Here is a 13,715-nt window from a genome sequence, read left to right as displayed (position 1 = left end):
AACTATGCGATTGATTAAAAAGGCATTTGGCCTCGTATTACTAATGCTTCTTGTATCGGCAACGGCCTGCAAGGACAAATATCCAGATTTAGAAGATGGATTGTACACGGAAATTATCACTAATAAAGGGACCATGGTTCTCCGCTTGGAATACCAAAAGACACCTGTTACAGTGGCAAACTTTGTTTCTTTGGCCGAAGGCACCAATACACTTGTTGACAGTGCGTACATTGGTAAAAAATATTACAACGGCTTGACCTTTCACAGAATTATGGATGAATTTATGATTCAAGGTGGTGATCCTTTAGGTACAGGCACTGGAGATCCAGGTTATAAATTTATGGATGAGTTTGATGACTCTTTAAAACATGACAAATTAGGGGTTCTATCTATGGCAAATTCTGGCCCAAATACCAATGGAAGCCAGTTCTTTATTACGGAAGTTCCTTATCCTTCTTTAGATGGAAGACATAGTGTTTTTGGTCAATTGGTAATTGGTGAAGATGTCCTACATACACTTGCCAGTGTAGAAGTTTCCCCACAAGGAAACAAACCGATTACTCCAGTCGTAATGGAAGAAGTCAATATTATCAGAAAAGGGAAAGATGCCAAAAACTTTAATGCACCAAGCATATTCAAAAACCATTTTGCTGAAGCTGAGAAAGCAGAAAAAGAGCGTATAGCAAAAGAGGAAGAAGCACAGCGAATCAGAGCTGAGAAAAGTGCTGCTGCGGCAGCTGACATGAAGCCTGCATTGGAAACTTACGAAGGTAAATCAAAGACCTTGGCTTCTGGACTAAAAATGTACAACATCACCAAAGGGACTGGTCCTAAACCAAAAACAGGACAAACTGTAATGTTGTATTACGAAGGGTATTTTACTGATGGACGTTTGTTTGATAGTAATGTGAAAAACGTTGAGGAGCATTACGGCATGTACAATGAGCAAAAAGACCAAGCGCAAATGTACAATCCAATGCCAATGCAAATTAGTCCGGATGCTCAAATGATCCCTGGATTTAAGGAGGCGGTCAATCAGATGCAGGTTGGGGATAAATCATTCTTTTATTTGCCATCGCATTTGGCTTATGGCGAACGTGGAAATCGTGTGATTCCACCAAATACAGATTTGATTTTCATCGTTAATATGGTGGAAATAGCAGAGTAAATTTAAAAAACTCCAATCCATACCTTTGGAAAACAAAAAAAGCAGCGTTGAATATTTTCAACGCTGCTTTTTTTGTTTTTCCCGTATTCCAAGCATCAATTTAGTATAAATTTTAGCCTGCTATTTTAACACGGACGAACTCGAAACCTGAAACACAGTTTATTTCTTCGGAATGTTCTTCAAAATCTCCAATACAAATTTCCAATATTTCTGCGTCGATGAAATCTGGGCACGTTCATCAGGCGAATGCGCACCTTTAATATTAGGACCAAAACTGATCATGTCCATCTCTGGATAATTCTGTCCTAAAATTCCGCATTCCAATCCGGCATGACAAGCCGCAACATAGGCTTCCTTACCATTCAAATCCTTATACAATTTTGATAACACCTTTAAAATCGCCGAATCCATATTAGGTTTCCATCCAGGATAATCACCATCAAATTCCACCTCACAGCCAGTCAATTCAAAGGTGGCACGTAGCATATTGGCCAAATCCCATTTTGAAGATTCCACGGAAGATCGTGTTAAGCACATAATTTTGATATCGCCATCCTTTACAATTACCCGTGCAATATTATTTGAGGTTTCCACTAAGTCAGGAATATCAGGGCTCATTCTATAAACCCCATTACAGGCGGCATAAAGCGCTCGCGTCAAACCTTCCTGAACTCCTAAGTCCATCATCATCTTTGGAGTTTCTGTTTTGCTGATCTCTATTATCAGATGAGGCTCCAAAGCTTTAAACTCGGTTTTGATATCGTTTATGACCTCCTCCATTTCGGTTTCAAATGCTGCGGAATTCATCGTATCAACCGCTACAATGGCATTGCTTTCTCTCGGAATGGCATTGCGAAGACTACCGCCATCGATTTCAGAAATACGCAATCCGAAGTTTTCAAATCCATCAAAAAGCAAACGGTTCATCAACTTATTGGCATTCCCAAATCCCTTATGGATATCCATCCCTGAATGCCCACCTTGCAACCCCTTTACGGTGATTTGATACCCTGTTTTAAACTCAGGCGTTTCTTCTTCCTGATAGGTTCTTGTTGCCGTAACGTCAACACCTCCTGCACATCCAACCCCAATTTCATCATCCTCTTCGGTATCGAGGTTCAAAAGGATATCGCCTTGCAACAATCCGCCCTCCAAACCCTTGGCTCCGGTCATTCCTGTTTCTTCATCAATCGTGAATAAAGCTTCAAGAGCAGGGTGTGGAATGTCAGTACTTTCTAAAATCGCCATAATGGTGGCCACTCCCAACCCATTGTCCGCACCAAGCGTCGTTCCCTTCGCCTTAACCCAATCGCCATCTATATACATCTCGATGCCTTGGGTATTAAAATCAAATTTGGTGTCATTATTCTTTTGGTGCACCATATCCAAATGCGATTGCATCACCACCGTCTGACGGTCTTCCATACCTGCAGTGGCCGGTTTTTTGATGATGACATTCCCCACTTTATCTTCAAAAGTTTCAAGTCCCAATTTCTGTCCGAAATCTTTCATAAAAGCAATTACCCGCTCTTCATTTTTTGAAGGTCGTGGCACGGCATTTAAATCGGCGAATTTATTCCAAAGCACGTTAGGCTCTAATTGTCTTATTTCTTTATTCATATATAGAAGTTTATTGTTTTTTTATGACCATATGGAATTTGCAACTTTTCATTCGTGCTTGTGGCCGAATTTTGGTCATGCCCATTTCATACGTCCATTTTATGTTGTTCTACAAAGGTAGGGATTCATGTATGTTATATAAAACTATTTTCTATTTTTGAGCCATGCGCAAACACACCAAACTTATTATTGCCCTATCTCTGATCGTACAGATTTTGCTCATAAAAATATTGGCAAGTTTTCCTCATTTTGTGGAGACCTATTACAGCAATGGGGTTTACCAATGGATTTCCAAACTCATGCATTTTGCATTTGGATGGATTCCTTTTTCTGTCGGAGATATTCTCTATACCATTGCGGGTATATATATTATCCGATGGTTTTTCAAGAATAGAAAGCGACTGCGGAAAGACACTAAAAATTATGTCTTGGATATTCTATCGGCAGTTTCCATAGCCTATTTTGCCTTTCATATCTTATGGGCTTTCAATTATTATAGATTGCCGTTGCATCAATCACTGAAAATTAAAAACGATTATTCCACCGCTGAACTCGTTAAATTCACCGAAGAGCTTATTTTAAAAACCAATGTCATCCACAGCCTTATTGAAAAAAACGATACCTCTATGGTGGTGATGCCATACACCAAACGCGAACTTATTAAATTAGCACCTAAGGGTTACGACGAGCTCGCTAAAGAATATCCAAATCTGGCCTATGGACCAAGTAGTTTGAAGCGATCTATTTACAGCCTTCCACTGACCTATATGGGGTTTAGTGGCTATTTGAATCCATTCACCAATGAGGCACAAATTGACGGTCTCATCCCAGCCTATAAATACCCAACCACCACAAGCCATGAAATTGCGCATCAACTGGGCTACGCAGCTGAAAATGAAGCCAATTTTATCGGAGCCATGGCCGCCATGAAACATGAGAACATTTACTTTAATTACTCTGGATATTCCTTCGCACTAAGACATTGTCTGAATGAAGTTTTTTTGAGAGACCCTTTAAAATATGAAGAGCTCATTGTCAAAGTCCATATTGGCGTTTTGAAAAACTATGAAGAAATGCGCTTGTTTTGGCGATCGTATGAAAACATTTCAGAAACCTTCTTCAAAAACACCTACAGCGGATTTTTGATGGCCAACAATCAAAAAGGCGGCATTGAAAGCTATAGTTATGTAGTAGCGCTTTTAGTCAATTACTTTGAAGAGAATCCGCTGTAAATTGTTAAAACTATCTTAATAATCCTCTTAAATCTCGATATTCTTTATCTTTAGAACTCAATTTTTAACTAATCCCAACCCTATGATCAAAACAATTTTGACCCTCATGACGTTTGTGTGCAGCTTTTCTATACTGGCACAGGACTATTTTCCAAAAAACGACGGTGTTACGACCAAAAACACCAATTACACTGCAATTACCAATGCCAAAATTTATGTAACTCCCACTCAAATCATTGAGAAAGGCACATTGCTCATTAAAGATGGCAAAGTCGTGGCATCAGGAACATCCGTAACCATCCCTAAGAATGCGGTTCAATTAGACGCTTCAGGAAAAAGCATTTACCCTTCTTTTATTGACATGTATTCCGATTTTGGTGTTGAAAAACCAAAACGTCCAGCTGGTGGCAGAAGTTCGCAATATGATGCTTCGCGTTCTGGATTTTATTGGAATGACCATATCATGCCAGAAAACAATGCCATTGACCAATTTAAATACGATTCCAAGAAAGCTGAAGATTTGATCAAAGCTGGTTTTGGTGTCGTTAACACCCATATTCAAGACGGGATCGTTCGCGGTACGGGTACATTGGTCGCCTTAAATTCTAGTGATGACAATGCGATGCGAATCCTTGATGCCAAATCGGCGCAATACCTTTCTTTTAGCAAAAGCGTTAAATCCAACCAAGCCTATCCTTCTTCTATTATGGGAAGTATGGCCTTATTACGACAATTATATTATGATGCCGATTGGTACGCCAAGGGTAATATCACCACCAAAGACCTTTCTATTGAAGCCTTGAACAATAATAAATCCTTGGTTCAAATCTTTGAAGCCGGCAGCAGGGCCAATAATCTACGTGCCGATAAAGTAGGCGACATGTTCAATATCCAATACGTTATTTTGGGTGGCGGCGATGAATATGAGCGTATAGACGAAATCAAGGCTATGAACGCACCACTGATCATTCCAATCAATTTCCCTGATGCCTATGATGTTGAAAATGCGTTTTTAGCTTCTACACTTTCAATCCATGATATGAGAGCTTGGAACCAGAAACCGACCAATCCGAAATTATTGGCCGACAACAATATCACATTTGCGTTCACCATGCACGATTTAAAATCGGCCAAAGAATTCAAATCTAACCTAATGAAAGCTATCGACGCCGGACTTTCCAAGGAAAAAGCTTTAGAGGCATTAACTACTGTTCCGGCACAATTGTTAGGGAAATCAGATAAAATAGGGTCGTTAAGAAATGGTACTTACGCCAACTTCTTGATTACTTCTGGTGATATTTTCGACAAGAAAACCACGCTTTACGAGAACTGGGTTCAAGGTCAAAAAAATACCATTGAAAACAGGGATATTGTTGATATTACCGGCAAATATGAATTTACCCTTGCTGGCGAAGCTTATGAGATGACCCTTTCGGGGGAATTGAGCAAGTTGAAATCAGAAATCACTGCCAATAATAAAAAGCGTGGCTCGAAAATAGCCTATGCTGACGATTGGGTGAATATTGCTTTCACTACCCAAGACAGTACAAAACAAGAGTTTGTTAGAGTTATTGCCAATGTAGATGCCAATAAAAATCTTAACGGAAAAGCGATACTGCCATCTGGTGCTGAAATGGGCTTCTTCGCAAAACAAACAGAAACCAAAAAAGAGACTACTTCGAAAAAAGAAGATTCAGATAAGGACAAAAAGGATACGGTAGCCACTGTCTCCCCCATTACTTTCCCAAACAACGGGTATGGTTTTGAAACGCTTCCTAAGGCTGAAACCCTATTATTTACCAATGCCACCGTTTGGACCAACGAAAAAGATGGAATTTTAGAAAATACTGACGTCCTTATCAAAAACGGTAAAATTGCCAAAATAGGAAAGAATTTATCTGAACGTGGTGCAACGGTAATTGATGCTACGGGAAAACACTTGACGTCAGGTGTTATTGACGAACATTCGCACATTGCTGCGGCTTCCATCAATGAAGGTGGACAAAACTCATCTGCAGAAGTGACTATTGAAGACGTTATTGACGACACGGATATCAATCTCTACAGAAATTTAGCAGGTGGAGTCACTTCCATCCAAATCTTACATGGATCGGCAAACCCAATTGGAGGTCGTTCGGCCATCATCAAACCAAAATGGGGACATGCAGCCAAAGATTTGATCATCTCCAACAGTCCGAAATACATTAAATTTGCTCTAGGTGAAAACGTAAAACAATCCAATTGGAGCGGAGGTCGATTCCCACAGACCAGAATGGGAGTTGAGCAAGTGTATGTCGATTATTTTACACGAGCAAAAGAATATGAAGCGCTTAAGAAAAGTGGTAAACCATACCGTAAGGACATTGAAATGGAAACCCTTGTTGAAATCTTGAACGGCGAACGTTTTATCAGTTGCCACTCTTATGTTCAGAGTGAAATCAATATGTTCATGAAAGTTGCGGAACGATTCAACTTCCAGATCAATACTTTCACACATATTTTAGAGGGTTATAAAGTAGCCGATAAAATGCTTGAGCACGGTGTTGGCGGATCTACATTTGCCGATTGGTGGTCTTATAAATATGAAGTTAATGATGCCATTCCGTACAATGCAGCCATTATGCATGACGTGGGCATTACAGTTGCCATAAATAGTGACGATGCCGAAATGAGCCGTCGTTTAAACCAAGAAGCCGGGAAAACTGTCAAGTACGGCGGAGTTAGCGAAGAAGAGGCTTGGAAGTTTGTCACTTTAAATCCAGCAAAATTGCTACATATCGATGATCGTGTTGGCAGTATCAAAGTTGGTAAAGATGCCGATGTGGTACTTTGGTCAGATAATCCTCTTTCGATTTACGCCAAAGCCGAAAAAACACTTATCGAAGGTGTTACTTATTTTGATTTAAAGCGTGATGAAATGTTGAGAGAACGAATCACCAAAGAAAGAAGTGAACTGATCAATGACATGTTACAGGCCAAAAATAAAGGATTGAAAACGCAACCGATAAAGAAAAAAGAAAAGGAATTGTTTCATTGTGACTCGGAATAGTTCAGAGTTCAAAGTTCAGAGTTCAGAGTTCAGAGTTCAGAGTTCAGAGTTCAGAGTTCAGAGTTCAGAGTTCAGAGTTTTAAGATGAAAATTAAAAATTTGTGCATTCGTGCAAAAACAAAAATTATAAAATGAAAAAAATAACATATATACTCACAGCAATATTCTGCAGCTCCTTCGGATTTGCACAGCAAACACCAGCGCCAAAGCAATCCCAACCGATTGCTATTACAGGCGCTACCGCACATTTAGGCAATGGTCAAGTCATTGAAAATAGTCTCATCATATTTAAAGATGGTAAATTAACCACCGTATCCAACGCGTCACAAACGGATCTTTCCGGAATGGAAGTCATCAAAGCCGATGGAAAACACGTTTATCCAGGTTTTATTGTTCCATCTTCTACTTTAGGTTTGACGGAGATTGATGCCGTAAAGGCCACGGTTGACGAAAGTGAGATAGGAGAAATGAATCCACACATCAGAAGTATTATTGCTTATAACGCCGAATCCAAAGTGGTCGAATCCATGCGCCCAAATGGGGTGTTGATGGGGCAAATTGCTCCTCAGGGCGGTCGAATTTCAGGAACCTCATCAGTGGTTCAATTTGACGCTTGGAACTGGGAAGATGCTACCGTTAAAGTGAATGATGGTATTTATCTGAACTGGCCAAGTAGTTTTACTCGTGGCAGATGGTGGCTTGGTGAAGATCGCGGCTTAAAGAGCAACGATAAATACAAGGAACAAGTGGATGATGTAGTCACATTTTTTAATGAGACCAAAGCTTATGCAGCTGGGGACAAGGCAACAACAAACTTGCCTTATGGTGCTACAGAAGGTCTATTTGACGGTTCAAAAAAATTATACATCAATGTGGATGACGAAAAAGGTATTACGGACGCCATTCATTTTGCCAAAAATAATGATGTGAAACACTTGGTTATTGTGGGCGGCAGAGAGGCGTATAAAGTAGCCGATTTGCTTAAACAACACAACATCCCGGTCATTTTACAACGCGTTCATTCACTGCCTTCCAAAGAAGATGAGGATTATGATATGCCATTTAAACTAGCAACCCAATTGGTTAACCAAGGGGTAATGGTAGCCTTAAATGCCAACGGGTCCATGGAGCGAATGAGTTCTAGAAACCTGCCGTTTTATGCAGGAACAACCGTTGCCTATGGCTTGGACAAAGAAGAGGCTTTAAAACTCATTACGTCAAATACTGCCAAAATATTGGGCATCGATAAAGATTACGGTACTTTGGAAGAAGGCAAGAGCGCCACATTATTTATCAGTGAAGGAGATGCTTTGGATATGCGTACCAATCAGTTGACCCATGCCTTTATAGATGGCCGCTTAATAAGTTTGGAAACACACCAAACGGAATTGTACCACCGCTATGATGATAAGTATAAGGCTGAAAAGTAGTAATGAAGTTGGAAGCTTGAAGCACGAAGCTTGAAGTTCCTACTTTCAAATAAAAAAATCTGTCACAACCAACATAATGGGAGTGACAGATTTTTTTTTAATAATATTAAAGGGGTATTCTTAAATTGTAGACAAATCAAGTCTTAATTCCCTGCCTGACGGCAGGCAGGTTGATTCTAACAGCGCAGCGGTCTTAATTCTATTTTACTGAATCATCTCCGCGCCTTCTGGTCTGCCATAGACTCTTGAGTCCATTTTTACCGTCGTTAGCATCGGACTTACAAATTTGATTTCACTTTTCACGGTGGTTGGTTGGTTGTTTTCCACGTTATACCAAACCATGGTTTCTGGCAGTAATAAACCTTCCACCTCTTGCCAATTGCCGTATTTTATAAAATGGAAGTCTTTACTTTTTTCGTCTTTACCAAAAGTGACGGTATAAGCCAACCAAGCCATTTTATTGGTATCTGGATCATAATACATGATATATTCATCATCTGGGGATGCTCCTACTCCACTTTCGTACGAAATTTGAATGCCTGGATAAGTCTTGCCCTCAAAAACCAATGGTTCGGCTTCGGCATACATGATACCATCATCGGCCAATACAAATGGCATGGCGTAAAAATAGAACATCAAGTTGTAGTAAAATTTTGGATCACCTTCATATTTGCTATTGTCCCTATTCTTCATCCAAAGCACTTCGCCATCAAAACCAATCGTGTGTTTTGGCATTTCAATCAAAGCATAACGATCTTTTAAATCGGTAGTGGTAATTTCATAACCGCCGGGTTTTTCAACCGAAAATTCTAAAGTGGTCATCTCATTCCAAGTATCGAGTCCGCCATGGGCATCAAAAACCTTGGTGATATTCTCAGGATAGGCGCTTGTGGTCACGTCGAGCTCTTCTTCGATATAAGGTTCACTTTCCACTTTTGTCTCCGTAGGTTTGTCTTTACAAGAAACCATAACTGCAATCAGCATCAATAAATAAAAGGTGTTTTTCATATAAATTTCATTTTCATTCCCTCGCCAATCTAATGGCAGTTTGGAAAGAGGAAATATGATTAGTGTTTAGAAATTCCCATAAAGCGGAATTCAGTTTAGTTAAATCGTCGACAAATTAAGAATTTTAAACACGATTTTCACGGAATGTCATGAATTTCTAAAATAGTCTCGATATCACAAATGGGATAAACGATTTGAATACGACTATTGTTCTCCCATATTCAGTAAATTTGCAAAAGTATAATACCACTTATCTGTGAATAAAGAAATAACCAGCGTACAAAACCCTTATATCAAAGAGCTCTATCAACTCAAAGAAAAGTCCAGGGATCGTAAAAAATCGGGATTGTTTTTAATTGAAGGGATTCGCGAAATTAGTTTGGCCATTAAAGGCGATTATCAACTTGAAACGGTGCTATATTACCCTGAGTTATGTTCTGAAACACAGCTCAACGGTCTAATCACCCAGCAACAAACGACGATAGAAATATCCAAAGAGGTCTATCAAAAACTGGCACATAGAGACACGACGGAAGGTGTGCTTGCGGTGGCCAAAACCAAATCACACGATTTAAAAAACATCGTATTCAAGTCAGAAAGCCCATTAATTCTGGTTGCGGAGGCCCCTGAAAAGCCTGGTAATATCGGCGCAATTCTAAGAACCGCAGATGCAGCCAATGTGGATGCCGTGATCATTGCCAATCCGAAAACCGATGTGTACAATCCCAATATCATTCGCAGTAGCGTGGGTTGTATTTTCACCAATCAGATTGCCATGGGCTCCACTTCCGAAATTATTACATTTTTAAAAGAAAAGCAGATCTCGATCTATTGTGCTGCATTACAGGCATCAGAAGTATATACCTCACAGGATTTCACAAAAGCAACCGCCATTGTAATGGGTACCGAGGCTACAGGTTTGAGTAATGAATGGCTGCAACAATCCACCCAAAACATCATTATACCCATGCAGGGCGAAATTGATAGTATGAACGTGTCCGTTGCCGCAGGAATCCTTATTTTTGAGGCCAAGAGACAGCGAAATTTTAAATAATTATCTCGCAGTGGCGCAGAGGCGCAGAGGTGATTTTAGACCATATCCAGATTTCACAAGAGTAATTTATAAATATTAAAAAATCTGAAAAAAATAAAAAATCATTCCAAATTCCGGAGAAAAATCCAACACCTAATTTTTCTGAAGACTGAAGACTGCTTACTGAAAACTGCCTACTGAAGACTGCCTACTGAACACTGCTTACTGAAAACTAAAAATATGACTCCCACTACCCTATTCTACATCATCATCGCCATTATTATCTTCGATTTTATAGTCGATAAAATCTTGGACGCCTTAAACGCCAAACACTATAACGATCCGATTCCTGAGGAGTTGACTGATGTTTATGATCAGGCGGAATATCAAAAATCGCAGGATTATAAAACCACCAACTATAAATTCGGGTTGATCACCTCAACTTTTTCGTTGGTAGTGACCTTGGCTTTTTTATCTTTGGATGGTTTTGAGTTTGTCGATACGGTTGCACGAAGTTATAGTGATAATAATATCATCATCGCATTGATCTTTTTCGGCATTATCATGTTAGGTAGCGATCTTCTTAACACGCCTTTCTCCTATTATAAAACTTTTGTTATTGAGGAACGGTTCGGTTTTAATAAGACCACCAAAGCCACTTTTATTCTGGACAAGCTTAAAGGTTTATTGATGATGGCTATTATTGGCGGCGGACTTTTAGCCTTGATTATTTGGTTTTACGAGGTGACCGGAACGTACTTTTGGCTCTATGCTTGGGCATTGGTAGCCGTATTCAGCATTTTTACCAATATGTTCTATGCACGCCTCATCGTCCCGATGTTCAACAAACAGACACCTCTTGAAGGCGGTGAGTTAAGGGATAAGATCTCAGAATACGCCAATTCTGTAGGCTTTAATCTCGATAAGATTTTTGTCATCGATGGTTCCAAACGCAGCACCAAAGCCAATGCTTATTTCTCAGGATTCGGCAGTGAAAAGCGTGTCACGCTTTACGATACCTTGGTCAACGATTTGGAGGATGAAGAAATTGTTGCCGTTTTGGCACATGAGGTGGGGCATTATAAAAAGAAGCACATCATTTTTAATCTCATCGCATCCTTACTTCTTACAGGATTGACCTTGTTTATCTTATCCATATTTATCTCAAATCCGTTGTTGTCCAATGCGCTTGGCGTAGAAATCCCAAGTTTCCACGTAGGCTTGATTGCTTTTGGACTGCTCTACTCGCCTATTTCTGAATTGACCGGGTTTGTGATGAACCACTTCTCCCGAAAATTCGAATACCAAGCCGATGACTACGCCAAAAACACGTACAAGGGCGAGCCATTGGTGAGCTCATTAAAAAAGCTCTCCAAAAACAACCTGAGCAATTTAACCCCACATCCGGTCTATGTCTGGGTGCATTATTCGCATCCAACACTTTTGGAGCGGGTTAGGAATTTGAGGAAATCTTAAAAAGCAAATTTTTTCTTTTATCTGTATTTTTAACTGTAGTGCACTTTAAGCCTAGCAATATGGCTCTAGGTTTTGGGTAGCCAAGGTCCCGCTCGTGTGCATAACTGCCATTCGTCACTACCACCCGCCGGATAATTTTAAAATACGTAGTTCTACGTATAGGATAGTTATGGGAAAGTTGGTAGATTGGAGGTTGATAATATGTGTACGCCTGAACTTGTGCCTTTTTGCCTGTTGCGGGATGATAAGGATGAGGGAGGGTTTTTATGAATGCGAGTTGGGGTGCATTATAAAAAAAATCAACTAATAAATAAATTATGGACACGAAAATTGTAAAAGAAACATTAATTGAGCTAATTAAAGAAAATGCGGACAATGATGGTTGGGTTAATCTTGCAAACTTAGGTTTAGAACTATCGAAAAATCGAGTAGATTATAAAGAACTCGGACACTACAAATTGACAAATTTCATTACCTCGTACTCTGATATTATTGAAATAAAAAAAGATGAAACTCATAAGCTGCCCGTTTACTATGTCAAACTACGAAATAAGCCTAGTGTAAAGGAAAAGAGGAAAATTGTCAGCTCATCTCCTAAGAACGCTTTAACTGATTGGGCATATCTAAAACATTATCAAACAACCTTTGAGAAATTGAGAAACATTGCACTTGATGAAAGGTGGTATTACAAAGAAAAAGATTCAAACTTTCCATATCCGATTTTATCAAGTTATTTGCATTATACATTCTACAAGTTGAGTCAGGAAAATGGGAAAATTTCTCAAAGTGACAAATATTCTGCTTTCAATACAGGATTGGTCGATAATCGCTATGAACCGATTTATGCATTATTTGAAAAAAACACGACTTATACGCAACCGTGGAAACTTGTAGATTTTTGTATTCCTGGAGAAGGTTATGCAGGAAAAGAACTTGTAAGGAATTTTAAAGATATGCCCAAAAGAGCACATTATTTTAGCAACGTTTCGGATATGCTATACGATACAAGGGCTGGCGAGCCAGAACTTGATATGAGACATATTATTCTTGATAATGCAGGCAGGCTACCGTTGCATTTTCTATCAGAAAACCAACCAAAAGATTTTTCTCTTAAGAATCCAGATATATTAACTATTGAGAATAGGATTAAATATTATAAAGATTTAGCACTTGCAATTGAAAGCGACACTAAAACATATAGAAACTTGACTAACCGATTAAAAGATGCAATAAGCCTTGCAATCAAAAGGATTGATTGGAATTTCAAGACAGCTATACCGATGTATTATCCAACAGAAAACAAAATGTCTCTTTTATTGCCGTTATCTCTTGTTGATGATGAAATTGTTGATATAGCTTTAGTTGTAGAAAAAACTAAGTCTGGAAATTACATTGGGCATACAATTTTACCATTACATTGGGCATATAATAATGCAAGATTAGTTGCTCGACCAGATAGTGATTGGCTGGTAGCTGAACAAATTGACACAAAAATTGATTCGGATGATGAAGAAAATGAATAACGACCCCCCAATCGAGTAGACGGGTGACGACCTAACGGTCGCCACTGCGCCTCTCACACCACCGTACGTACGGGTCTCGTATACGGCGGTTCACCAGATTAAAGTTTGCGCTCTATCGATGTAATCTCCTAGCGGTTTATAGCCTTTTCGTTTGAGTCTGGAGATGGTTACGGTAG

9 protein-coding genes are annotated in these 13,715 nt (G+C 39.4%); 7 read left to right on the top strand and 2 right to left on the bottom strand.

Annotated elements, in window-relative coordinates:
* The first annotated feature begins 4 nt into the window (after positions 1-4).
* A complete protein-coding gene (locus tag MWU32_RS04840; protein WP_246938227.1) occupies positions 5-1,168 on the top strand; it encodes a peptidylprolyl isomerase in 1,164 nt (387 codons plus the stop codon).
* A gap of 159 nt (positions 1,169-1,327) precedes the next feature.
* On the opposite strand, the gene MWU32_RS04835 is transcribed toward MWU32_RS04840, so the two are convergent.
* On the bottom strand, positions 1,328-2,788 hold the full coding sequence (locus tag MWU32_RS04835) for an aminoacyl-histidine dipeptidase (protein ID WP_246938226.1): 1,461 nt from the start codon (positions 2,786-2,788) through the stop codon (positions 1,328-1,330).
* 164 nt (positions 2,789-2,952) lie between these two features.
* Here MWU32_RS04835 and MWU32_RS04830 point away from each other — a divergent pair, with 164 nt between their 5' ends.
* The 3 genes from MWU32_RS04830 to MWU32_RS04820 all read left to right on the top strand — a co-directional run bounded on the left by MWU32_RS04830 (position 2,953) and on the right by MWU32_RS04820 (position 8,499).
* Positions 2,953-4,020 (top strand): DUF3810 domain-containing protein, encoded by a 1,068-nt coding sequence (locus tag MWU32_RS04830; RefSeq protein WP_246938225.1) that lies wholly within the window; start codon positions 2,953-2,955, stop codon positions 4,018-4,020.
* Between the two features lie 82 nt (positions 4,021-4,102).
* Positions 4,103-7,069 (top strand): amidohydrolase family protein, encoded by a 2,967-nt coding sequence (locus tag MWU32_RS04825; RefSeq protein WP_246938224.1) that lies wholly within the window; start codon positions 4,103-4,105, stop codon positions 7,067-7,069.
* Between the two features lie 131 nt (positions 7,070-7,200).
* Complete coding sequence (locus MWU32_RS04820) at positions 7,201-8,499, top strand: amidohydrolase family protein (protein WP_246938223.1); 1,299 nt, start codon at positions 7,201-7,203, stop codon at positions 8,497-8,499.
* Between the two features lie 204 nt (positions 8,500-8,703).
* Here MWU32_RS04820 and MWU32_RS04815 read toward each other — a convergent pair whose 3' ends face one another.
* Positions 8,704-9,507 (bottom strand): DUF6503 family protein, encoded by an 804-nt coding sequence (locus MWU32_RS04815; protein ID WP_246938222.1) that lies wholly within the window; start codon positions 9,505-9,507, stop codon positions 8,704-8,706.
* Between the two features lie 256 nt (positions 9,508-9,763).
* Here MWU32_RS04815 and MWU32_RS04810 point away from each other — a divergent pair, with 256 nt between their 5' ends.
* From MWU32_RS04810 to MWU32_RS04800, 3 genes are all read left to right on the top strand, one after another.
* Positions 9,764-10,561, top strand: a complete 798-nt coding sequence (locus tag MWU32_RS04810; protein ID WP_246938221.1) for a TrmH family RNA methyltransferase — start codon at positions 9,764-9,766, stop codon at positions 10,559-10,561.
* A 219-nt stretch (positions 10,562-10,780) separates the two neighbouring features.
* On the top strand, positions 10,781-12,016 hold the full coding sequence (locus tag MWU32_RS04805) for a M48 family metallopeptidase (RefSeq protein WP_246938220.1): 1,236 nt from the start codon (positions 10,781-10,783) through the stop codon (positions 12,014-12,016).
* A 317-nt stretch (positions 12,017-12,333) separates the two neighbouring features.
* Entirely contained in the window at positions 12,334-13,539 is a 1,206-nt protein-coding gene (locus MWU32_RS04800; RefSeq protein WP_246938219.1) for a DUF3825 domain-containing protein, read from the top strand.
* Positions 13,540-13,715: the final 176 nt, after the last annotated feature.

This window comes from Gelidibacter sp. F63206, from assembly GCF_023015735.1.
This window is presented reverse-complemented; position numbering and strand designations above follow the sequence as displayed.